A 20,626-nucleotide genomic window follows, 5' to 3' on the forward strand; every position below is an offset into this window, starting at 1 on the left:
TCTCGCGGGATCGGGGCGGGCTGCGCGGCGGCGGTCGTTCAGGGTTCCGGGCGCCAGAGGGCGAGCATCCCGCCCCGGGCGGCCTCGGCCTCGGCGCCGACGGACCGCAGCCGCGCCGCGAGGCCTTCCAGGCCGAGGAGGTCGGCGCCGATCCCGGCGGCCGACCACAGGGAGAACCGGCTCTCCGAGGCGGGCTTCCAGTCCTTGATCGGCAGGTTCGTCTGGACGCCGCGGGCGCTCTCCAGCCACGCCACCGCCTGCCGCTCGCCGCCGAGCTCGTCGACGAGCTTCAGCGGCACGCTCTGGCGCCCGCTGAACACCCGTCCGTCCGAGACGGTGCTGAGCTGGGCCGGATCCATGCCGCGGCGCTCAGCGACGAGGCCCTTGAACCACGCGTAGGTGTCGCCCACCACGGAGGCCAGCGCGGCGCGCGCCTCCGGCGAGGTCGGGGTGAAGCCCGAGGGCTCGGCCTTGAGCGGCGACGACTTCACCGACTCGACCTTGACGCCGACCTTGTCCAGCAGGCCCGAGAAGTCGGGGTACTGGAACAGCACGCCGATCGAGCCGACCAGGCTGGTCTCGCGCGCGACGATGTGATCGGCCGCGATCGCGGTGATGTAGGCGCCGGACGCGGCGGTGCCGTCCACGAAGGCCACGATCGGCTTCTTGGCGGCGAGCGCTCGGAGGTTGCGGAAGATCTCCTCCGAGCCCGTAGTCGTGCCGCCCGGCGAGTTGATCGAGACGATCACGCCCTTCACGGCGTCCGAATCGCCGACCCGCTTCATCAGCTTGGCGGTGGCCTCGCTCCCGGCGATGAAGCCCGAGACGGAGATGCGGGCGATCTGGGGCTGCACCGCGAAGGCGCCGTCCGCGCCCGTCCGCACCCGGTACCCGAGGGCCCCGACCGCCACGATGAGGCCGCCGACGCCGAGCACGCGCCAGAGGGACAACCTGCGGCGCAGGCGCCGCCGGTCAATCAGCAGTTCGGCATCGGCTGCCATGCTGTCGCTTCCCCTAAAGCACCCCGACCGGCCCCTCGACGGGGTGCGGGAGGCGTACCCCCGCGCCGGGCAAGTCCTTGGTTTCCTTCGGCTCGCCCGGCCCGAGCCGAGCGAGGCCGGTGTTCTAGAGCATTTTCCGCGGGCCTGGATACGGGGCGCGCGAAGAAAATGACGGGGCCGCCCGTCGCTGTCGCGTCGGGCGGCACGACCGGACCGGCCGCGCGCTCCTGGCAACCTTGGATTGCCGGCGCCCAAAGAAAAACCCGCGCGGGACCGGGGTCCCGCGCGGGTCTCAACCGTCGGCTCCGCCGCCCGGACAGGCTGGGCGGCAGAGCCGGTGTCTCACTCGTCGTCGGAGCGCTTCTTGTTGAAGGCGGCACCGAGGATGTCGCCGAGGGAGGCACCCGAATCGGCGGAGCCGAACTGGGCCATGGCCTCCTTCTCCTCGGCGACCTCGAGGGCCTTGATCGAGACCTGCACGCGGCGGGCCTTCCGGTCGAACTGGACGACGCGGGCGTCGAACTTCTCGCCGGTGGCGAAGCGCTCGGGGCGCTGGTCGCCGCGGTCGCGGGCGAGTTCAGCCCGGCGGATGAAGGTCTGCATGTCGGTGTCGACGATCTTCACCTCGACGCCGGCATCCTTCACCTCGACCACCTCACAGGTGACGATCTGACCCTTCTTGATCTCGCCGGCCTCGGCGAAGGGGTCACCGCCGAGCTGCTTCACGCCCAGCGAGATCCGCTCCTTCTCGACGTCGACGTCGAGAACCTGGGCGCGGACCATGTCGCCCTTCTTGAACTCCTCGATGACCTGCTCGCCGGGACGGTTCCAGTCGAGATCCGACAGGTGGACCATGCCGTCGACGTCGCCCTCGAGGCCGATGAACAGGCCGAACTCGGTCTTGTTCTTGACCTCGCCCTCGACCTCGGAACCGACCGGGTGCTTCTCGGCGAAGGCCTCCCAGGGGTTCTGCAGGGTCTGCTTGAGGCCCAGCGAGATGCGGCGCTTGACCGGATCGACCTCCAGGATCTGAACCTCGACCTCCTGGGAGGTGGAGACGATCTTGCCCGGATGGACGTTCTTCTTGGTCCAGCTCATCTCGGAGACGTGGATCAGGCCCTCGATCCCCGGCTCCAGCTCCACGAAGGCGCCGTAATCGGTGATGTTGGTCACGCGGCCCTTGAGCTTGGCGCCCTCCGGGTAGCGGGCGGCGATGCCCTCCCACGGATCGGCGAGCAGCTGCTTGATGCCGAGCGAGATGCGGTGCGTCTCGTGGTTGATCTTGATGATCTTGACCTTCACGGTCTGACCGATCGTGACCACCTCGGACGGGTGGTTCACGCGGCGCCACGCCATGTCGGTGACGTGCAGCAGGCCGTCGATCCCGCCGAGGTCGACGAACGCGCCGTACTCGGTGATGTTCTTGACGACGCCGTCGATGACCTGACCTTCCTCGAGGTTGGCCACCAGCTCGGAGCGCTGCTCGGCGCGGCTCTCCTCGAGGACGGTCCGGCGCGACACGACGATGTTGCCGCGGCGGCGATCCATCTTGAGGATCTGGAACGGCTGCGGGGTGCCCAGCAGCGGGGTGACGTCGCGGACCGGGCGGATGTCGACCTGCGAGCGCGGCAGGAACGCCACGGCGCCGTCGAGGTCGACCGTGTAGCCGCCCTTGACCTGGTTGAAGATCGTGCCGGTGACGCGGTCGTTGTTCTCGAACGACTTCTCGAGCTTGACCCAGCTCTCCTCGCGGCGCGCCTTGTCGCGCGAGATGACGGCCTCGCCGAGCGCGTTCTCGATCCGGTCGACGTAGACCTCGACCTCGTCGCCGACCTTCAGCTCGCCCTCGCGGCCGGGACCGGTGAATTCCTTGAGCGCGACACGGCCTTCCGTCTTGGCGCCGATGTCGATGACGGCCACGTCCTTCTCGATCGCGACGACGCGACCCTTGACGACGGAGCCTTCGGTGATCTCGTGTTCGAGGAAGCTCTCCTCGAGGAGGGCTGCGAAATCCTCGCGGCTCGGGCCACGCCCCAGAGCGGTACCTGCGGTCATTCTGTCTCCTGAACGGCCCCCGGCGGAGGCCCGTTGCGTCGGCGGCTCGCGTTGCAGGCGCCCCCGTTCGCCGCGGCCTTCCCGGAGTCTTTCGGGAGAGGCGACCGGTCCCGCGGGACCCGGTTTGCCGACGCGTCGATACGGATGACGAGGGCGGTCCGTCCGGCGGCCCGGCGGGCGCGCCAGAAGACGAGCGCGCGAGGGCGGATCCGGGAGGACGCGCGTCCCTTACAGCATCGGCCTTGCGACTTCAACCGATTAGGGTTTTAGGCTCGCGGGGCGGAGGACGGTCCGCGGGGGCCGGGTGATATCGGTGGTCTTGCCGCTGGCCGCAGATCCGGCAAACTTGTCCGCCGTCGAACGTTTGCGGTCGCGCTTCCGCCGGCCGACGGGGCAATCCCGCTCGACCGAGGTCCGCGCCGGTCGGCGATCCGGGGCGTAAGGGGGGATGAAGCGTGGGTTGTCCTGATCTCGACTCTCGGGCTGCCGGCCGTCGGCGCGGCGGCACCGCGCGCTCCGCGCGATCCGGGGCCTGAGCCCCCGATGCCGAACGGGTACAACACCCCGATGGAGATGCTGGCGCGCAAGCTCGAAAGCATCGCGCGGCTCGCCGATTCCGACCGCGCGGCGCTCCTTGATCTGCCGCACACGGTCCGGAACCTGCCGGCCCGCCACGACATCGTCCGGTTCGGCGACCGGCCGACCCAAAGCTGCCTCGTCCTGCAGGGATGGGTCTACCGCTACGCCGCCCTCGCCGAGGGCGGGCGGCAGATCCTGTCGTTCTACATCGCGGGCGACGTGCCGGATCTTCAGAGCCTTCATCTGCACCGGATGGATCACAACCTCGCCACCCTGACGTCCTGCGTGGTAGCGCTGATCGCGCACGACGACCTGCGCGCGGTCCTCCTGCGCAATCCGGGGCTCGCCGGCACCCTCTGGCGCGACAGCCTCATCGACGCCGCCCATTACCGCGAGCGGATCACCAGCCTTGGGCGGCGGCAGGCGCTGGGCCGCGTGGCCCACCTGTTCTGCGAGCTGTACCTGCGGCAGAGGGCGGTCGGGCTCGCGCGCGGCCTGAGCTGCCCGCTGGTGCCCAAGCAGTCCGAACTCGCCGACGCGCTCGGCCTGACCAGCGTCCATCTCAACCGGGTCCTGCGCACTCTGCGTGGACGCGGGCTCGTCACGCTGAGCGGCGGCATCCTGACCATCGAGGATTGGGACGCGCTGACGGAGGTCGCCGAGTTCGACCAGACGTTCCTGCACCTGGCGAACAACCCGGCGCCGGCCCGAGAGACCGCCGAGGCGATGTAGCGGGTGGGGCCGGGTGACGCGGCGGGCGCGCGCCTCAGGCGGCCCGGGCCAGGGTCTCCGGCGCCTCGGTCACCGCGTCGGTGTGGACGTCGAACCGGACCAGATGGGCGGCACCGAAGCTCGTCGTCAGGGCGCAGTCGGTGGCGTCGCGGCCGCGGGCCATGACGATGCGGCCGATGCGGGGCCGGTTGTGGCGGGCGTCGAACGTGTACCAGCGCGGCCCCTCGGGCCCTTCGAGGAAGACCTCGAACCACGCCGAGAAGTCCATCGGCGCCGGGTCCTTCGGCACGCCGATATCGCCGAGGTATCCGGTGGCGTAGCGCGCCGGGATGTTCATGCACCGGCACAGGGTGATCGCCAGATGCGCGAAGTCCCGGCACACGCCGACGCCCTGCGTGTAGCCGTCGAAGGCGGTGCGGGTCGCGTCGGCCTGCTGGTAGTCGAAGCTAAGGCGGGTATGGGCGAAGTCGACGATCGCCTGGACGCGGGCCCAGCCCTCCCGCGTGCCGCCGAACAGGGACCACGCGATGCCCGACAGCTTGTCGGTGTCGCAGTAGCGGGAGCCGAGCAGGTACGGCACGACCTCGTCGGGCAGGTCCTGAACGGCGATCTGCCGGGCGCCGGGGGCCTGATCGTCCGGCAGCCCGCTGTCGGCGATCGTGAAATCGGCCGCCATGGTGATCCGGCCGCCCGGCGCGACGATGCGCGTGCAGACATTGCCGAAGGCGTCGACGTGCTGGGACGCCGCGACCGGCGGATCGAAGGCGATCACCTCCGGCGTCAGGAGGTCGCCCCGCCGCTCCGGGCGCACGTTGAGGAGCAGGTTCATCGGCGTGGGGCCGAACGTGTCGAAGGCGATCGAGAAGCCGGTGCGGATATGCATCGTCGGGGACCGTGAGGAAGGACGCCGGCCGATGGAGCGGCAGGCGGGTCGTTACAGTACAGGGCCCAATAAGCCGCGAGCCGGGGTCGAGTTCCGTCGATCAGGTCAGTTCAAGCCGGTTTGAACTGCCCGAATATTTGGCAGAGTGGTGCCCGCGCCGTTCGTGCCGCGCCTGGACCGGCCGGTATTCCATGACCCATGCGGGAGCCATGCGGCAGGCAGCGGGCGGGGCTGCGGTCAAGCGGGGCAGTCCGTCACCGCGTCATGTTGCAACGCACACGGCGCCCTCTTATCCCAGGCCGCTCGACTCCAGGGCCTGCCGGCACCGCCCGGCCCGGCCTGCTGCCAGACGATCGACGCCCATGACGCCCGACAAGCTTTCCCTGCCGAAGGACAAGATCCGCGTCCTGCTGCTCGAGGGCATCAACGACAGCGCCGTGGCGCTGATGCGGGCGGCCGGCTACACCAACCTGACCCGCCTGCCGAAGGCGCTGGACCGGGAGGCCCTGCATAAGGCGCTCCAGGGCGTGCACATGGTGGGCATCCGCTCGCGCACGCAGCTCGACGCGGCCGCCTTCGAGGCGGCGGACCGGCTCCTGGCCGTGGGCTGCTTCTCGGTCGGCACCAACCAGGTCGACCTGGACGCGGCGCGCCACCGGGGCATCCCCGTCTTCAACGCGCCCTTCTCCAACACCCGCTCGGTGGCGGAGCTGACGATCGGCGAGATCGTGATGCTGCTGCGCCGGATCGTTCCGCGCTCGGTGGGCGCCCACGCGGGCCGCTGGGACAAGTCGGCGGTGGGCTCGCTGGAGGTGCGCGGCAAGACGCTGGGCATCGTCGGCTACGGCAACATCGGCACGCAACTCTCGACCCTGGCCGAGGCCATGGGCATGCGGGTGCTGTTCTACGACCACACCGACAAGCTGCGCCACGGCAACACCGAGCCGGTCGAGACGCTGCACGCCCTGCTGGCGCAGAGCGACGTCGTCTCGCTGCACGTGCCGGAGACCGACGCCACCGCCAACATGATCGGCGCCGCCGAGATCCGGGCGATGAAGCCCGGCGCCTTCCTGATCAACAACGCCCGGGGCACCGTGGTCGATCTCGAGGCGCTGGCCGCGGCCCTGCGCGACGGCCATCTCAAGGGCGCGGCCGTCGACGTCTTCCCGGTGGAGCCCGGCTCGAACGCCGAAGCGTTCGTGAGCCCGCTCCAGGGCCTCGAGAACGTGATCCTCACCCCGCATATCGGCGGGTCCACCGAGGAGGCGCAGGAGCGGATCGGCTCCGAAGTGGCGCGCAAGCTCGTGGACTATTCCGATATCGGCTCGACGGTTGGCGCGGTGAACTTCCCGCAGGTGCAGCTCCCGGCCCGTCCGACCGGGACGCGGTTCATCCACGTCCAGCGCAACCTGCCCGGCATGCTCGGGCGGCTCAACGACGTGTTCTCCCGCGGCCACGTCAACATCGCCGCGCAGTTCTACCAGACCGACGGCGAGGTCGGTTACGTGGTGCTGGAGACCGACGCCACCGACGCGGATGCCGAGGCGCTGCTCACCGAGATCCGCGCCATCCCGGGCACGATCCGGGCCCGCCTCCTCTACGAGCGCCGCTGATCCCGAGGCGCGCGCGGGAATTTACGATGCGCGCGTGAACGCGGCGGGTCTTGCCGCGTTCGTCTTGCGCGGCCAAGCTGGCCGCTGTTCAAGTCATGGACGGCACCATCGACGGCCTCGGCCGGTCGAGCGCCCGGCCGGCGGAGGAATTGCGGTGACGAAGCGTGTAGCGTGCGCATGGGCCGGCCTCGTGCTCGGCATCGTCGGGTCGGTCTCGGTCGTCTCCGGCGCGTCGGCGGATTGCCTGCGCCGGGTCTACAACCGGTCGAACCTCGTTCTGGTCGCCCGTCAGGACGGCGGCCCGCCCGCCACGCTGCTGCCCGGCCAGTCGCTCCCGGTGCGGCTGGCGCGGCCGGGCCAGATCGACATCGCGGCCTATTGCGGTGCGCCGGGCGCAGGCGGAACCCCGGTCACCCAGCGGACCTTCGATTACGAGGCGGTGCTCGACCGCTGCTTCGTCCGGTTCGGGGGCGACCTGTTCGTGCCGCAGATCGGGCGCGGCTTCATCGGTCTCCAGGAGACGGCCCCGTTCACCGTCAACAACCCGCGCCAGGGCGACATCATCCTCGGGCCCGCGGCCGGCGCGTCTTGCCCGCTACCGGCCGCCGCTCCCGTGCTGAGCCGCCGGGGTTGAGCGTCAGAAATAGTGCCGGAAGACGACGCCCGCGTCGTCGGTCGCGCCCGGTTGCGCGGGCGACACCGGCCCGATGAACGGGCTCGCGAGGCGCAGGGCCACGAGGCCGAGGGCCGCGAGCGCCGGGGCGAACAGGCGGAACGGGCGAGCGAGCATGGACGCCTCCGTCGCGCCGCCGATCCCGCCCGCGTCGTGCGGACAGACTGGGTGCGCCTGTGAAGGATCGCACCTTACGGCCGAGCTGGACGTGCCGAAGCGCACATGGGTAACGTTAAGGTCGTGCCCGGATCGCGGGGCCGGCGGGGACGACGTGACGGTCGGGCGCTTGCGTCCGTCACCTCGCTGGCAAGTCCGCCGATGCCCTCCTATGCTGCTCACATCGGGGGCTGCCTGGGATCGCGCTGCACGGGCCGCGGCGGCGCTTCCCGGGTAGAACCGACTGCGTGAACGAGGACGCGCGTATGCTGACCCAGACAGGCAACTCGATTCTCCGAGGCGATCTCGGCGTCGAGGAGACCACCGAGTCCGACAACATCGTCCGCTGGGACGGCGAGCGGCTCTACGTGGAGCAGGACGTCTACCACAACGGGCAACTGGTTCACCGCAAGTACCGTCGCACCGTCACCGAGCCCGTCGCCCACGCGCTCTGGGCGATCATCAACCGCGCCAAGCAGTGAGCTGGCAGTGAGCTGGCGGGCGCGTCGCGGACGCGCCCGCCCGATCCGGGCTTCCGCCAGCCCCGGCCGTGCCGGAGCGGAGCCTCGCGGACGTGTTCGGTGAGCCACGGCGAGTCGGGGACCGGATCTTCGAGCGGTGCGGCAGGAGACGCCGCCTGTATCGGTTGCGCGGTGGGACGTTCGGTCCCGGATTCCGGTCTCTGCGTTCCAGATCCCCGCTGTCCTCGACGATCCGGCGGCGGTGCGTCTCAGCCCGAGGCGCGGCCGCACCGACATCCCGTCCGCGCCGGGCGCTCCGGGCTCAGCCCGAGACCGCGCGCAGCTAGGCGGCGACGGCCGCAGTCGGCGCGACGAGGGTGAGGTGGGCCGGCCGCAGCGCCTCGAGGCGGTCATGGGCGTTGTCGAACGCGGCCCGGATCGTCGTGCCCGCATCCTCGACGGCGACCAGCACCGCCAGTTTCTGGGCGGTGGCCCGATCGGCGAGGCCGCGCGCGGCCGTGACGAGCGACTGCTCCAGGCTCAGGAACTCCGTCTCGGCGTCCTTCCCCGCTTCGCGCGCCACAGACGCGAGGCGGTCCAAAACGGCTTCCAGGGCGTGGCGCAGGACAAGCGTCCGCACGCGCTCCTGCAGGAGCGCCCTCTCGTCGATCTTCATCGGAATCGGTCCGGGTTCGGGAACACGGCCAAGCTCTCATACTTTGGACCTGTGTGCAGCCACCTTTTTGCAACAGCGCAATACTGTCTCGCGACATGAGCGCTCCGCGGGTTCAACGTCTCGCGGGCCCGATCCGGCACAGTTGTTCTACAATCGTGTGCCGAGTATTTGGGCATTTCCAGAATCGAATGCGCCGTCTCGACAGATTCAGCGCACAGAAACGCCCGCGTGGAGGCCCGGTTCGCCGTCCGAATACCTCCGCTCCGGCAGGGGCGATGCTGGGGGCCGCACCGCTCGAGCCACCGTCCGACCCGGGGCGGCGGCGTCCGGAGGGTGTTCCGCGGGTCAGTACGGCGTGCCGCCCCGGCGCCGGTCCCGCAGGGCCTCGGCGTGCCATTCCAGCTCGTCGAGGAAGCGGCCGGCCGCCGCCGAGAGCCAGGGCTCGGCGGGGACGCCCTGCGGGTCGATGACCTTCTGGAGTCGCGGGATCGGCAGAAGGGAGGGGATGCTGGACATGCCCATCTCGGCGAGCATGGCCCGCAGCGGCATCGCGGCCCGGACGCCGCCGAACTGGCCGGCCGAGTAGCAGCAGATGGCCGAGGGCCGCCAGAAATACTCCTTGAGGAAGTGATCGAGCGTGTTGGACAGTGCCGGCGGCACACCGTGGTTGTACTCCGCCGTGACGACCAGGAAGGCGTCGGCGCGGCGGAAGAGGTCGGCGCAGCGCTGCAGGGGCTCCGGCGCCGTCCCGGCCGGGTATTCCTTGTACATCCTATCGAGGAGCGGGAGCGCCAGCTCGGCCGGATCGACCAGGGGGGCGGCGTGGCCGCGGGACTCCAGCTGCGCGATCAGGAAGCGCGCGGCGCGGATGCCGATGCGGTCGGTCCGAACGCTGCCGAGGATCACGGGGACGGTCAGGGCCATGGCGCTCTCCGGTTGCCCCGATCATGCCAGAGGCGGCCGCGCCGCTCCAGCCGCGGGCCAAGCCCGGGATCGTCAGACCTTGGTGGTGCTGGTCAGCGCGGCCGCGATGCCGAGCGGTCCGCCGGCCGCGTAGGCGGTCACCGCCTTGGTCACCTGCTGCAGGAAGGATTGCAGGTCGCTGCCGCTGCCGCTGCCGGTCGCCGTCGCGGGATCGGCGGTCGCGGTGGCGGACGTGCTGGTGGACGTGCTCGCGGACGAGACCGCGGATGAGGCCGCGGACGCGTCGGTCGCGGTGCCGGCCTGGGCCGCACCCTCGCTCTGCTCGGCATCCGACACCGGCCGGTGGCCGTGATGGCCGCGATGGTGATGGACGGCGGACGTGCCGCCCGCGGCCTGACCGGGCGCCGTACCGGAGGCGGTGCCGGTCGTCGACGTGTCGTCGGCGTTGGCCGCGGCTTCCGCGGGCGCCGTGACGCCGTTCTGCAGCCCCATCTGGCTGAAGTCCGACTGCAGCTGGAGGAGCGACGCCATCAGGTCGTTCGACAGGGTCGGAGTCGAGGTCGTCCCGGTCGACGGCGCGGTATCGTCCGCGGCCGCCTGCTTGCCGGTCTCCTGGTTCGCCGTCGCGGCGGTGCCGACATCGAGGCGGGCGGCGTTCGCCGCCCGCGCCTGTCTGAGGGCGCTGACGAGATCCCGCTGGAGTGAACTGCCCGAAACCGTGTTGACCGACATGGTACGCCTCCGCGACCGCCCTCACGGTGGTCAGGCACGGGTCGTTCCAGAATTTTCCCAATGATTTCAGCGGCGGGTCCGGGCTCTCGGCCGGCAGGATCGGCCGAGCGGCAGAATCTGCCGGCCGCGCCGGCCGACAGATTCCGCATCGGCACGGATCCGGTCGGGTCGCGCGCCGGTCGTCGCGACGGCGCGGTTCTCGGGCGGTGTCGCCGTCGCCGCCACGGAGATCCGGGCCCGTTCGCATCGTCTCGTGCGGTTCCCGAACAGCCGCGACGTGCCGCCGTCGTCGCGCGATTGTCTGAAGTAGAACAGTAGACCAATTGCTCCATCGCGGTCGCGATGAGCGGAGGTGCGTCTGTTGTTCTATTCGCGCGCCACGGCTCAGCTCTCGAGCGTGGCCGGAACAACTGCGCCCGGAACGATGAGGACCCTGTCGGGTTGGCTCCGTACTGGTCACCACGAGGTGCACATGACGACCAAGCCACCGCCCGTTCCGCCGGCCAACCGGTCCGACAAGGGCCCCGGCAGCGCCACGGAAGCGCCGCTCACGCAGGGGCGCGCCGGATCCCAGACCAAGGATCCGGATAAGGTCGGCCAAGCCGGAAACTCCAAGGTGAACACCACCAACCAGGGCTATCAGCAGGATCGCTGACCGCCCGATCCGCGCGGGCACCGCGAGCCGCCGTGCCCGAGACGTGATGATCCGCATCGGAGAATGATCATGGCGAATGCCAGTCGGCACAAAGTCGGTCCCGGCGCTCAGGGCAAGGGAACCGGATCCGGGGCCATGTCGGACCTGCCCGAAGGCGTGCTGCCGGAGAACATGGTGCTCAGCAACCGCGACAAGTCGCGGCACAGCGACGAGCGCGGTCTGGACAGCAAGAACGTCCAGACCGAGCAGTACCGGGACCACGCCGGCAACCGGCAGGTGGTTGCCGAGACGGGCGCCGACACCGACGGCAACACGAGCGGCCTCGCGAACCCGACGACGGACGAGTCCGGGGCGCGGAGTAGCCTCAAGGCCCAGCAGCACTCGTAGGTCTCCGGCTCACGAGCGGCGCGGCGCGCCGCTCTCCGATCTGTCGCGGGACAAAAGGAAGCGGGATTGGCCGTCTCGGGCGCGACGTTGATCACAGTAGACGCAACACAGCCTGAGTGGCGACCATGAACACGACAGTCACAGCGATCGCGTCGGCAATCCTTGCCGGCGCTCTTCTCGGGGCGCCGACCGGAGCCCAGGCGCAGGCGGGCAGCTTCGCCAACCACGGCTTCGGCAACCACAATTTCGGAGCCGCGGCCGTCGGCGGCGGCGGCTTCAGCAGTCCCGGTGTCGGGGCTGGCGCCGCGGGCGGCGGCTTCGCCAACCGGGGCTTCGGCAATCACGCCTTCGGGCCGGCTGCCGGTGCCGGAGGGGGTAGCTTCGCCAATAACGGCTTCGGCAACCACAATTTCGGCCGACCGGCTGTCGGCGGCGGATTCGCCAATCCCGGGTTCGGGCACGGACTCGGCGCCCACCGGGGCTACGGTCATCATCGCCATTACGGCTACAACCGCGGCTACTACGGCCGCCCCTATGGCTACGGCTACGGACGGGGCGGATACGGGCTCGGCGGCCTCGGCCTCGGCGTCGCCGTGGGCGGTCTGTACGGCGGCTACGGTTATCCGGGATACGGCTACGACACCGGGTACTACGGCGGTTACGCGCCCGTCACGTACGGCTACGCCGACACCGAGACCTACCGCGTCGCGGACGACGACCGTTACTGCGCGCGCCGGTTCCGATCCTACGACCCGCAGAGCGGAACCTATCTCGGCCGGGATGGACGTCGCCACCGCTGCCGGTGAGCCGCGACCGTCCTGACGACGGCCGCATCCGGCTCGGACCATCCCCGCCGACGCCACGGCGTCGGCGGGGATGAAGGTGCCATCATCACGACCGGCCGGATCGGCGCGGCGTATCGCCGGCGCTAGGCGTCCGCCTCGCTCGCGTCATCCCCACCGGTCGCACCCAGTGCGGGCCCAGGCCGATACGCGTCGAGCGTCGCATAAGCATCGGTGTCGGTGAGCCCGAGCCGTTCCATGTCGGTCAGGAAAGACAGGATATCGGCGTCGACCGGCTCGCCGCTCTCCTTGCGCTCGATCAGGGTATTGACCAGCTCGAGGGCGCTGATCGACGTGGCGCTGGGTTCGTTCGCATCGGGGAAAGCCATGGCCGGTCTCTCGCAGGAGGGCTCCGGGAACTAGGTCACCGCGAGGCCATCGGCCACACGTGACGGCCGTCGCGGTCAATCGAGGTCGATGTCGCCGCGCGCTCCGACAGCGCCATGCCGCATCCGTCACATCGTCGGATGCGACGTCGGCGCGCTCTCGCGGTACAGGGCCTCGTGCTGCCACGTGGGATGGTGCGCGTCCGGTCCGACGTGCCGGCCGACATACAGGGACGCGAGCAGGCCGAGCAGGAGGAACAGGCCGATGGTCACCGCGTCCGGATGCCGGCGCGCGCTGTGGATGCCGAAGCACCCCAGCGTGAAGACGGCCGCCAGGGCCAGGGAACCGAGCATGCCGCCCGACATCGGGATCACCGCCTTGCCTGTCGTCGTGGCTCAGCGCGCCGCGCCGCATCGGGGCGGGCGGCGCGGGCGCACGACGTAGACGTTCGAAAGCGCGCGAAACATCCCGCCATCCGTCGGCGCCACCGCGCGCCGGATCCCGCGGGGAGTGTGGAGGATCGATCTGCGACGGCACCGGTCGGCAGAGGCGCCGGCACGCCCGCATCGCGCCAGTCGAACACGGCACGTCGCACGTATTGACGGATGCCGGAACGGCAACGCTGTTCCCGAACCTCAGAACCCGAGACGGGTGAGAGAGCCGAAAACTCAGTTCGATCAAGATGTTGGTAAGTGGATGGCTCCCCGAGCAGGACTCGAACCTGCGACAAGGCGATTAACAGTCGCCTGCTCTACCAACTGAGCTATCGGGGATCACGAGGGGGTCTCTACACACCGGGATGGCGGGACGCAAGGGCCTCGATGCACGATCCGCGTCCAAACCGACGCGCTGCGCCCCCCGACACAGCGCGTGGCGCCTCCCGCGGAGGTCGGGAAGCCCGGAATGTGACTGATCGGCAACATCGTCGCCGAGGCCCGTCGCCGGCTCTGCCGGTCCGCGGCCGGTGGAAGTCATCCGTCTGTCGTCTCCCGCTCCTACGGGAACCGCCTGCCGGCGCGCCGGTGTGACGACCCTGCCGCTATGCCGACCCATCGCTGCCTCGACCCACAGGACCCCTACGCCGAACGCGAGGTGCGCGTCGCCTTCGAGTGGAGCGCCGACCATCCCCGCCTGATCGCGGCCCTGGACGAGCACGAGGCCGATATCCTCCCCGACCTCGTGGAGGCCCAGCGCGACGATCTCCGTCGCGAGATCGTGGCCGCCCTACCGCTTCCGGAGCCGTGCATCCCAGGTCGGACCGAGATCCGCCTGCCGTGATCGCCGACCCGTGTCCCGCGCGGTCGGGCGCGCGGCGATCCAGCTTCGTCCGGGCGAAACAGTCCTCCTGCCTGCCGGCGAATCTGCCGACAGCGCTCGCGAGACTGAACTGACAATCCGGCACCGGCCGAGATCCGCGAATTCTTCCTCCGATGTGCCCCTGGATGCTGAGGTTGAGCCGGGCTGCGCGATGGCAAAAATCTCGGAGCTTCGGAGTATAAGATAAATGTTTTTGCCGGCTATATTTACCTGTTCAAAAAGATTTGCTTCGATATAGCTGCGGTCACACGAATCTCCGGCCAGAAGCGGCTCGTCGCCATGCGCATCTCACTCGGCCTGAAGCTCTCCGCGGTGATCGGGCTGCTGGCCCTGGTGGCGATCGGCATCGCTGCCTTCGCGGTTCGACAATCGAACTGGGAGCAGGAGCGGGCGGCCGCCACCGACCGGATCTGGAACGCCGGCCTTCAGGCGGGCGCCCTGGGGCAGGCGATCGAGCACGCGGTGGTGCAGGCCACGGCCCTCTACACCGCGGAGGACACGACGGAGGCGCGCACACGGCTGTCGGCGCTCCACGACGCCCTCGCCACCGTGGAGCAGGTGCGGGCGCCCTTCCTCAAGGCCATGGAGGATCAGCTCCCCGCCGATCGACGGCGGCGGTTCGACCTCTTCGTCAAGGAATTCATCGCCTACCAGACCGATACGGCCGAACTCGGCCTCACGGTCTCGCCCAAGGCCGCGCTGATCCAGGCGACCGACGAGGCGACCGTGAAGAACCGCGAGCGCATGGTCGCCGAGATCGGCATTCTCGGACGGGAGGTACTGAACCGCCTGAACGCCCGCCGCGCCGCGGACGCGGCCGACCGCCGTCGGGCGCGGATCACCCTTGTGGCCGTGCCGGCCGCGGCACTGGCGTTCGGCCTCCTCGCGGCGATCTGGATCATCGTGAGCCAGGTGCGGCGGCCGCTGCATCGGCTCAAGGACGGGATGACGGCGCTCGCCGCCAACGATCTCGGCCGCGCGATCCCGTTCACGCATCGCCGGGACGAGATCGGCGAGATGGCCGCCGCCATCGCGGCGTTCCAGACGGCGCTGATCGAGAAGCGCGACCTCGACGCCGAGGCGCAGGCGCGGCGCGACCGCGACCGCAGCCGGGCGGAGGCCCTGGCTGCGGCCACCCGCACCTTCGAGGCCGAGACGCACCGCGCCGTCACCGATCTCGCCGACTCGGCCGAGGCGATGCAGGCGGCGGCCGACACGCTCTCGGGCAACGCGGGCGCGATGGCGGCCGAGTCGGCCGTCGTCGCCGGAGCGTCGCAGCAGAGCGCGGGCCTCGTCGACAGCATCGCCAGCGCGGCCGAGGAGCTCTCGGCCTCGGCGCGGGAGATCGAGGCGCGGGTCCGTCACACCAGCGCGATCGCCACCTCGGCCCTCTCCGACACGCAGGGGCTCAAGGAGACGGTGATGAGCCTCTCGCAGGCGGCCGAGGAGATCGGCGCCGTGGTCACGCTGATCCGCGAGGTGGCCGAGCAGACGAACCTCCTCGCGCTCAACGCCACGATCGAGGCGGCCCGGGCGGGCGCCGCGGGGCGGGGCTTCGCGGTGGTCGCCGCGGAGGTGAAGGCGCTGGCCGGCCAGACGGCGCTCGCCACCGACCGCATCACCGGGCAGGTCGGGGCGATCCAGGGGGCCGCCGGGCGCACGGTCGGCGCCATCGGCACGATCGGCGAGACCATCGCCCGGATGAGCCTGATCGCCTCCGAGGTCGCGGACGCCACCGACCAGCAGGGGCAGGCCAGCCAGGAGATCGCGCGGGCGATCTTCGGCGCGGCCGCGGAGGCCCGGCAGGTCTCCGAGAGCGTGGCGGGCGTTCAGGCCGCGGCCGCGTCCAACGAGGCGCAGGCCGGGCAGGTGCGCGGCAGTGCCGCCCGGGTCAATGCCGGGACCCACAGCCTGCAGCGGGCGATCGAGACCTTCATGGTGGAGGTCCACGGCGCCTGACGGGCGCGCACCGGCCCGTCACGGCCGGCACAATCTGTCTGGGAAGGATGGAGGCCTCGCCCGGAATCGAACCGGGGTGCAAGGATTTGCAGTCCTCTGCGTAACCACTCCGCCACGAGGCCTTCCCGAACGGCGCTGCCGTCCCGTCCGGAGCTTGGCGGACAGCTCCGGGTGCGCGTCTCTAGCAGAGGTCGGCGGTCGCAGGCAACGGCCCCGAGGCCCGGATCGCGCGGACCGCGTCAGCTCTGCCAGACCCGCGGCATCGGCAGGCCGCGGTAGCCCGCGAGGAAGCGGGCGACGAGCCCGCGCAGGGGCCCGACCGCGTCGCCCAGCGCGCGGACCGCCAGATGGCCGTTCCAGGCGCTCGCCGCCGCCGTCGTCCCGGGCGACGCGGCCTCGGCCAGCCTGGTCCGCGCCTCCTCGAGGCGCGCCTCCGCCCCGGCGGAGAGGTCGAGGATCGTCGCGCAGGCGCGGGCGCCGCCGCCGATGGCCGGGCGGGCGAGGTGGTCGCTGATCGGCCCCTCCAGCAGGAGGTCGTCCGCGTAGGCGAGGCGCCCGCCCCGGCGGATCCGCCAGGAATCCGCGAACAGCCCGTCGGCGATCCGCTCGCCCCGGGCGGCGCGGCCGAACGCCACGACCTCCACGGCGAGCAGCGCGGCCCCCTCGGCGAGATCTGCCACGAAGCGCCGCCGCACCCGGGCCCGATCGAACAGGATCGTCTCCTGCGGCAACCAGGCGAGGCCGGCCCCCTCCCCCAGATGCAGCGTGTTGACGATGCGGCTCACGGGGCCGTCCGAGCGATAGATCTTCTCGGCCGCCGTCGTGGTCAGAACCAGCTCGGCCCCCGGTTCGAGCGTGAGGTCGATGGCGAAGGTGTCGCCGCAGGCGACGCCGCCCGCCGTGTTGACGAGGACCGCCTCCGGCGCGCCGGTCCCCCGGGGGAAGCGCAGCCGCGACGGCCCGGCTTCCGCCAGATCCAGGATGCGCGTCCCGCCACCCGGACGGGCCAGTCCGACACGCAGGTGGACGCGCCCGTCCGAGCGCTGGCGCGCGGGCGCGGTCATCTCGGGCGCGGATGAGGGCGCGAGAGGGCAGTGCATCAGGCGCGCCCGGCCGGCTCTGCCGGCACGGCCTCGATCGGCAGGGTCGGCCGGTCGAGGATGCGCCGGCCGAACAGGCTGGCCACCAGCTCGACCAGCACCCGGGCGCTGCGGCCGCGCTCGTCGAGGAAGGGGTTGAGCTCCACCACGTCGAGGGAGCGGACCAGACCGGAATCGTGGAGCATCTCCATGATCAGATGGGCCTCCCGGAAGGTGGCGCCGCCCGGAACGGTGGTGCCCACGGCCGGGGCGATCGACGGATCGAGGAAGTCGATGTCGAGGCTGACATGGAGGTGCGCGCCCCGCGCGGCGACGCGGTCGAGCACCCGCCGCAGGGGCGCCACGACGCCGAACTCGTCGATCGTGCGCATGTCGGTGACGCCGACCCGGCGCGCCGTCACGAGGGCGCGCTCGCCGGCATCGATCGACCGGAGGCCGAACAGGTGGACGTCGGCGGGCGGCAGGGGCGCCGGCGCTGGCTCGGCGAAGAGCGGCGGGAAGCCCGGCTCGCCGCACAGGGCGGCGAGCGGCATGCCGTGGACGTTTCCGGAGGGCGAGGTCGCCGGCGTGTTGAAGTCGGCGTGGGCGTCGAGCCAGAGGACGAAGACGGGCTGGCCGCGCCGCGCGCAGTGCCGCATCACCCCGTCGACGGAGCCCAGGGACAGGCTGTGGTCGCCGCCGGCGGTCAGCGGCAGCGCCCCCGCGTCGAGGGCGTCCTCCACGGCGCGGGACAGGGCGCGCGTCCAGGCGGCGACACCGTCCAGCCCGCGCGTCCCGGCGGGCCCGTCCGGGGCGACGTCGCCGCGATCCGCGATCGCGTGGCCGAGTTCGGCGAGCGCCCGCACCAGCCCGGCCGTGCGCAGGGCCGCCGGGCCCATGAGGGCGCCGGCCTCGCTGGTCCCGACCTCGATCGGGGCCCCGATCAGCGCGATGCTGCGCGCCCGGTCCGGCTGGTCTTCGCCGCTCATCCCACCTCCATCGCCGTCGCGAAGCGCCCGTGCTCCGCGGTCGCTCTACCACCCGGACTCATAAACGGCCGATGACGCCGACCGCGAGACGGGATCGGCCAGCAAGATCCGTGACGGTGTGTCCGGGGCGGCCGCGGGACGACGGGCTGCCCGAAACGGGCTGGCCGAAACTTGGCCGGATGCCGCGCATCCCTCAATGCCGCGCGGGCGTCCGTGACGACCCGCGCGGCGAAATCTTGCCGGAACGGGCGCTCGACCATTCACAACTTGGAATCATGGTGCCAAGACTGTTCTTTAAGTTGTATGTTCCGCATGCGCTCAAGTTTTGAGCGGTGTATCGGTGTTTACGAGATTTTTATAAGGATTGGACGATTGGTTCACGTCAAACCAATCTACCAAAGAATACAGGGGCATCATGATCTCGCTATCGCGGCTGAGCACGCGCCTTCCCGCGACGACCGTCGGCCTGGCGCTCCTGAGCGCCACCGCCATGGGCGGATTCAGCTGGTACTCGGCGCGGGCGGGCCTGATGACCGCGGCCCACGAGCGCCTCGAACTCGCCGCGGCGGCGCGCCGGGACGCGATCGAGCTGGTGGCGGATCGGGCGCAGGCCGACTTCCTGGCGGTGGCGGCCCACCCGCAGATCGTCTCGAACTTCCCCGACCTGCTCGAGAACCTCGACCCGGCGAAGCCCGACACCGAGAGCGTCATCGCGGCGTTCCGCGCGCCGCAGACCGCCGAGGCGCGGGTCGCCCTCGACGGCAGCGGCATGTCGTCGATGTATGCCCGCCGGCACGTCAAGGTTCAGGAGGTGGCGCGCAAGCTCGTCGCCCAGCCGGGCTACGCCGACCTGATGTTCATCGATGACAACGGCCGGATCGACTACACCACGACGAAGGGCGCCGATTTCGGCAAAGCGGTCACGGAGGACGGCTTGGCGGGGACGGCGCTCGCGCGCCTCGTCGAGCGCCTGAAATCCGCCGACCCGGGCGCGGTCCTGTACGAGGATTTCGCCGCCTACCCGGTGGACGGGGTCCCGGCCGCCTTCCTCGGCCGCGCCATGATCAAGCGGGCCAACGTCGCCATGGGCACCGCGCAGGCGGCCGAGCGGATCGGCTTCATCGTCATGCGGGTCACGCCGGCCCTGTTCGACCAGACGCTGTCGAAGCGGACCGGGCTCGGCGACACGGGCCAGATCCTGGCGGTCGGCGCGGACGGCCTTCTGCGCAGTAACCCGCCGCTGAACCCCGGCATGCGTGCCGGCGCGGGCCTCGCCGGGATCGGCCTCGCCGCCGACCGGGTCAAGGCCGGCGGTCCCGTCGACTTCGCGGCGGAGAACGGCACCCACATGGCGGCCGCCTCGCCGGTGACTGTCCTGGGCGCGCCCTGGACGGTGGTGGCGGAGCAGACCCAGGCGGAGGCGATCGACGCGGTCCAGGCCCTGTCGCGCACGCTGATCCTGACCGGCCTGTTCGTGCTCGCCGGAACGGCCCTGCTCGGCCTGCTGCTCGCCCGCTCGATCGTGGCGCCGCTCGGTGCCCTCACCCGCGCCCTCAAGGCCCTCGCCGATCGCCAAGCGCTGACCGACGTGCCGGGCAGCGCGCGGCGGGACGAGATCGGCGACATCGCCCGCGCCGTGGTCACGATCCGCGACATGTCGCTGGAGGAGGCCACCCAGCAGCTCCAGACCACCGAGGCCGCGCGCCTGCGCGAGGAGCAGAGCCGGCGCGCCATGCTCAAGCAGCTGGCCGACGGCTTCGAGCACTCGGTCGGCGGCATCGTCGAGGGCCTGACCGGCGCCGTCACGGAGCTCCAGGGCGCCTCGGACACGATGCGCGCCGCGGTCTCCAGCACCTCCGAGCGCTCGACCAGCGTCGCCGGGGCCGCGCAGCAGACCTCCGACAACGTCAACACCGTGGCGGCCGCGGCCGAGGAACTCGGCGCGACCGTCCAGGAGATCGGCCGGCAGGTCGAGCAGGCCGCCGGCATGTCCGCCACCGCCGTCGGCGAGGCCCGCCGGGCCGAGCAGACCATGACCGACCTCGCCGCCGCCGCGACGCGCATCGGCGACGTGGTCGGCATGGTCTCGACCATCGCCGGGCAGACGAACCTGCTGGCGCTCAACGCCACGATCGAGGCCGCCCGCGCCGGCGAGGCGGGCCGCGGCTTCGCGGTGGTCGCCGCCGAGGTCAAGGAGCTCGCCGCCCAGACCACCCGCGCCACCGAGGAGATCAGCCGTCAGGTCGCCTCGATCCAGACGGTCACGGGCGACGCGGCCGGGGCGATCCAGGGCATCACCGCCCAAATTGAGGCGATGAACCAAGTGTCGACCAGCATCGCCGCCGCGGTGGACCAGCAGGGCGTCACCACGCAGGACATCGTGCGCAGCATGGGGCAGGCGTCGGCCGGCACCGGCACGATGACCCTCGAGATCGCCGAGGTCGCGCGGGTCGCTGGCGATGCCGGCGAGGCCGCGGACTCGGTCGCGCAGGCGTCCGACTCGCTGGCGACCCGCTCGGAGCAGCTGCGCGCCGAGGTGGCGCAGTTCCTCCGCAACGTGCGGGCGGCGTAGAAGCGGACGGGACT

21 protein-coding genes and 2 tRNA genes are annotated in these 20,626 nt (G+C 71.1%); 10 read left to right on the forward strand and 13 right to left on the reverse strand.

Annotated features, from left to right (window positions below):
* Positions 1–38: 38 nt before the first annotated feature.
* Both sppA and rpsA read right to left on the reverse strand, forming a co-directional pair.
* Positions 39–1,001 (reverse strand): signal peptide peptidase SppA, encoded by a 963-nt coding sequence (gene sppA, locus ACLBYB_RS09375; protein WP_020092171.1) that lies wholly within the window; start codon positions 999–1,001, stop codon positions 39–41.
* A gap of 342 nt (positions 1,002–1,343) precedes the next feature.
* Complete coding sequence (rpsA, locus tag ACLBYB_RS09380) at positions 1,344–3,056, reverse strand: 30S ribosomal protein S1 (RefSeq protein WP_010683172.1); 1,713 nt, start codon at positions 3,054–3,056, stop codon at positions 1,344–1,346.
* 543 nt (positions 3,057–3,599) lie between these two features.
* Here rpsA and ACLBYB_RS09385 point away from each other — a divergent pair.
* Positions 3,600–4,367, forward strand: coding sequence for a Crp/Fnr family transcriptional regulator (locus ACLBYB_RS09385; RefSeq protein WP_447698610.1), 768 nt, complete (start codon positions 3,600–3,602; stop codon positions 4,365–4,367).
* Between the two features lie 34 nt (positions 4,368–4,401).
* Here the strand turns inward: ACLBYB_RS09385 and ACLBYB_RS09390 are convergent, their stop codons facing one another.
* Positions 4,402–5,250: a transglutaminase-like domain-containing protein gene (locus ACLBYB_RS09390; RefSeq protein ID WP_447698611.1), complete on the reverse strand. Its 849-nt coding sequence runs from the start codon at positions 5,248–5,250 to the stop codon at positions 4,402–4,404.
* A gap of 362 nt (positions 5,251–5,612) precedes the next feature.
* On the opposite strand from ACLBYB_RS09390, the gene serA reads away from it, so the two are divergent.
* Together serA and ACLBYB_RS09400 are read left to right on the forward strand one after the other, a co-directional pair.
* The gene (gene serA, locus ACLBYB_RS09395) at positions 5,613–6,863 is read left to right on the forward strand and encodes a phosphoglycerate dehydrogenase (RefSeq protein ID WP_447698612.1); all 1,251 of its coding nucleotides are present in this window, start codon (positions 5,613–5,615) and stop codon (positions 6,861–6,863) included.
* A gap of 154 nt (positions 6,864–7,017) precedes the next feature.
* The gene (locus ACLBYB_RS09400) at positions 7,018–7,497 is read left to right on the forward strand and encodes a hypothetical protein (RefSeq protein WP_056530092.1); all 480 of its coding nucleotides are present in this window, start codon (positions 7,018–7,020) and stop codon (positions 7,495–7,497) included.
* Between the two features lie 3 nt (positions 7,498–7,500).
* Here ACLBYB_RS09400 and ACLBYB_RS09405 read toward each other — a convergent pair whose 3' ends face one another.
* Positions 7,501–7,653, reverse strand: coding sequence for a hypothetical protein (locus tag ACLBYB_RS09405; RefSeq protein ID WP_447698613.1), 153 nt, complete (start codon positions 7,651–7,653; stop codon positions 7,501–7,503).
* 305 nt (positions 7,654–7,958) lie between these two features.
* Between ACLBYB_RS09405 and ACLBYB_RS09410 the strand changes: the two genes are divergently transcribed.
* A complete protein-coding gene (locus ACLBYB_RS09410) occupies positions 7,959–8,174 on the forward strand; it encodes a hypothetical protein (RefSeq protein WP_020092165.1) in 216 nt (71 codons plus the stop codon).
* A gap of 322 nt (positions 8,175–8,496) precedes the next feature.
* Here ACLBYB_RS09410 and ACLBYB_RS09415 read toward each other — a convergent pair whose 3' ends face one another.
* The 3 genes from ACLBYB_RS09415 to ACLBYB_RS09425 all read right to left on the reverse strand — a co-directional run bounded on the left by ACLBYB_RS09415 (position 8,497) and on the right by ACLBYB_RS09425 (position 10,485).
* Positions 8,497–8,829, reverse strand: a complete 333-nt coding sequence (locus ACLBYB_RS09415; RefSeq protein ID WP_447698614.1) for a hypothetical protein — start codon at positions 8,827–8,829, stop codon at positions 8,497–8,499.
* Between the two features lie 345 nt (positions 8,830–9,174).
* Positions 9,175–9,753, reverse strand: coding sequence for an NADPH-dependent FMN reductase (locus ACLBYB_RS09420; protein WP_447698615.1), 579 nt, complete (start codon positions 9,751–9,753; stop codon positions 9,175–9,177).
* Positions 9,754–9,825: 72 nt separating this feature from the next.
* Complete coding sequence (locus ACLBYB_RS09425) at positions 9,826–10,485, reverse strand: cell wall anchor protein (protein WP_447698616.1); 660 nt, start codon at positions 10,483–10,485, stop codon at positions 9,826–9,828.
* A 472-nt stretch (positions 10,486–10,957) separates the two neighbouring features.
* On the opposite strand from ACLBYB_RS09425, the gene ACLBYB_RS09430 reads away from it, so the two are divergent.
* From ACLBYB_RS09430 to ACLBYB_RS09440, 3 genes are all read left to right on the forward strand, one after another.
* Positions 10,958–11,140, forward strand: a complete 183-nt coding sequence (locus ACLBYB_RS09430) for a hypothetical protein (protein ID WP_012319429.1) — start codon at positions 10,958–10,960, stop codon at positions 11,138–11,140.
* 69 nt (positions 11,141–11,209) lie between these two features.
* Positions 11,210–11,527, forward strand: a complete 318-nt coding sequence (locus ACLBYB_RS09435; protein ID WP_447698617.1) for a hypothetical protein — start codon at positions 11,210–11,212, stop codon at positions 11,525–11,527.
* Between the two features lie 125 nt (positions 11,528–11,652).
* Positions 11,653–12,333 carry a BA14K family protein gene (locus ACLBYB_RS09440; protein ID WP_447698618.1) on the forward strand — a complete coding sequence of 227 codons (681 nt, stop codon included), beginning with the start codon at positions 11,653–11,655 and terminating at the stop codon, positions 12,331–12,333.
* A gap of 122 nt (positions 12,334–12,455) precedes the next feature.
* Here the strand turns inward: ACLBYB_RS09440 and ACLBYB_RS09445 are convergent, their stop codons facing one another.
* From ACLBYB_RS09445 to ACLBYB_RS09455, 3 genes are all read right to left on the reverse strand, one after another.
* On the reverse strand, positions 12,456–12,698 hold the full coding sequence (locus tag ACLBYB_RS09445) for a hypothetical protein (RefSeq protein ID WP_056530108.1): 243 nt from the start codon (positions 12,696–12,698) through the stop codon (positions 12,456–12,458).
* 126 nt (positions 12,699–12,824) lie between these two features.
* Positions 12,825–13,049 (reverse strand): hypothetical protein, encoded by a 225-nt coding sequence (locus tag ACLBYB_RS09450; protein WP_244526756.1) that lies wholly within the window; start codon positions 13,047–13,049, stop codon positions 12,825–12,827.
* 344 nt (positions 13,050–13,393) lie between these two features.
* Positions 13,394–13,469: transfer RNA gene (locus ACLBYB_RS09455), tRNA-Asn, on the reverse strand.
* Positions 13,470–13,737: 268 nt separating this feature from the next.
* On the opposite strand from ACLBYB_RS09455, the gene ACLBYB_RS09460 reads away from it, so the two are divergent.
* Together ACLBYB_RS09460 and ACLBYB_RS09465 are read left to right on the forward strand one after the other, a co-directional pair.
* Positions 13,738–13,974: a hypothetical protein gene (locus tag ACLBYB_RS09460; protein ID WP_056527886.1), complete on the forward strand. Its 237-nt coding sequence runs from the start codon at positions 13,738–13,740 to the stop codon at positions 13,972–13,974.
* A 318-nt stretch (positions 13,975–14,292) separates the two neighbouring features.
* Positions 14,293–15,972, forward strand: coding sequence for a methyl-accepting chemotaxis protein (locus ACLBYB_RS09465; protein ID WP_447698619.1), 1,680 nt, complete (start codon positions 14,293–14,295; stop codon positions 15,970–15,972).
* Positions 15,973–16,020: 48 nt separating this feature from the next.
* On the opposite strand, the gene ACLBYB_RS09470 is transcribed toward ACLBYB_RS09465, so the two are convergent.
* The 3 genes from ACLBYB_RS09470 to rocF all read right to left on the reverse strand — a co-directional run bounded on the left by ACLBYB_RS09470 (position 16,021) and on the right by rocF (position 18,040).
* A tRNA-Cys gene (locus ACLBYB_RS09470) sits at positions 16,021–16,094 on the reverse strand.
* A 117-nt stretch (positions 16,095–16,211) separates the two neighbouring features.
* Positions 16,212–17,072: an urease accessory protein UreD gene (locus ACLBYB_RS09475; protein WP_447698620.1), complete on the reverse strand. Its 861-nt coding sequence runs from the start codon at positions 17,070–17,072 to the stop codon at positions 16,212–16,214.
* On the reverse strand, positions 17,072–18,040 hold the full coding sequence (rocF, locus tag ACLBYB_RS09480; protein ID WP_056527896.1) for an arginase: 969 nt from the start codon (positions 18,038–18,040) through the stop codon (positions 17,072–17,074). Before rocF ends, ACLBYB_RS09475 begins: the two co-directional genes overlap by 1 nt.
* 415 nt (positions 18,041–18,455) lie before the next feature.
* On the opposite strand from rocF, the gene ACLBYB_RS09485 reads away from it, so the two are divergent.
* Positions 18,456–20,612, forward strand: coding sequence for a methyl-accepting chemotaxis protein (locus ACLBYB_RS09485; protein WP_447698621.1), 2,157 nt, complete (start codon positions 18,456–18,458; stop codon positions 20,610–20,612).
* The last annotated feature ends 14 nt before the right edge of the window (positions 20,613–20,626 follow it).

This window comes from Methylobacterium sp. D54C, assembly GCF_053345595.1.

Bases quoted from the DNA above. Each gene is read 5' to 3' on its own strand.
- rpsA (WP_010683172.1), bottom strand. From the start codon at position 3,056: ATGACCGCAGGTACCGCTCTGGGGCGTGGCCCGAGCCGCGAGGATTTC.
- ACLBYB_RS09405 (WP_447698613.1), bottom strand. From the start codon at position 7,653: ATGCTCGCTCGCCCGTTCCGCCTGTTCGCCCCGGCGCTCGCGGCCCTC.
- sppA (WP_020092171.1), bottom strand. From the start codon at position 1,001: ATGGCAGCCGATGCCGAACTGCTGATTGACCGGCGGCGCCTGCGCCGC.
- ACLBYB_RS09440 (WP_447698618.1), top strand. From the start codon at position 11,653: ATGAACACGACAGTCACAGCGATCGCGTCGGCAATCCTTGCCGGCGCT.
- ACLBYB_RS09385 (WP_447698610.1), top strand. From the start codon at position 3,600: ATGCCGAACGGGTACAACACCCCGATGGAGATGCTGGCGCGCAAGCTC.
- ACLBYB_RS09475 (WP_447698620.1), bottom strand. From the start codon at position 17,072: ATGCACTGCCCTCTCGCGCCCTCATCCGCGCCCGAGATGACCGCGCCC.
- ACLBYB_RS09415 (WP_447698614.1), bottom strand. From the start codon at position 8,829: ATGAAGATCGACGAGAGGGCGCTCCTGCAGGAGCGCGTGCGGACGCTT.
- ACLBYB_RS09390 (WP_447698611.1), bottom strand. From the start codon at position 5,250: ATGCATATCCGCACCGGCTTCTCGATCGCCTTCGACACGTTCGGCCCC.
- ACLBYB_RS09410 (WP_020092165.1), top strand. From the start codon at position 7,959: ATGCTGACCCAGACAGGCAACTCGATTCTCCGAGGCGATCTCGGCGTC.
- ACLBYB_RS09420 (WP_447698615.1), bottom strand. From the start codon at position 9,753: ATGGCCCTGACCGTCCCCGTGATCCTCGGCAGCGTTCGGACCGACCGC.
- ACLBYB_RS09425 (WP_447698616.1), bottom strand. From the start codon at position 10,485: ATGTCGGTCAACACGGTTTCGGGCAGTTCACTCCAGCGGGATCTCGTC.
- ACLBYB_RS09450 (WP_244526756.1), bottom strand. From the start codon at position 13,049: ATGCTCGGTTCCCTGGCCCTGGCGGCCGTCTTCACGCTGGGGTGCTTC.
- ACLBYB_RS09485 (WP_447698621.1), top strand. From the start codon at position 18,456: ATGATCTCGCTATCGCGGCTGAGCACGCGCCTTCCCGCGACGACCGTC.
- ACLBYB_RS09445 (WP_056530108.1), bottom strand. From the start codon at position 12,698: ATGGCTTTCCCCGATGCGAACGAACCCAGCGCCACGTCGATCAGCGCC.
- ACLBYB_RS09435 (WP_447698617.1), top strand. From the start codon at position 11,210: ATGGCGAATGCCAGTCGGCACAAAGTCGGTCCCGGCGCTCAGGGCAAG.
- ACLBYB_RS09465 (WP_447698619.1), top strand. From the start codon at position 14,293: ATGCGCATCTCACTCGGCCTGAAGCTCTCCGCGGTGATCGGGCTGCTG.
- ACLBYB_RS09430 (WP_012319429.1), top strand. From the start codon at position 10,958: ATGACGACCAAGCCACCGCCCGTTCCGCCGGCCAACCGGTCCGACAAG.
- ACLBYB_RS09460 (WP_056527886.1), top strand. From the start codon at position 13,738: ATGCCGACCCATCGCTGCCTCGACCCACAGGACCCCTACGCCGAACGC.
- serA (WP_447698612.1), top strand. From the start codon at position 5,613: ATGACGCCCGACAAGCTTTCCCTGCCGAAGGACAAGATCCGCGTCCTG.
- rocF (WP_056527896.1), bottom strand. From the start codon at position 18,040: ATGAGCGGCGAAGACCAGCCGGACCGGGCGCGCAGCATCGCGCTGATC.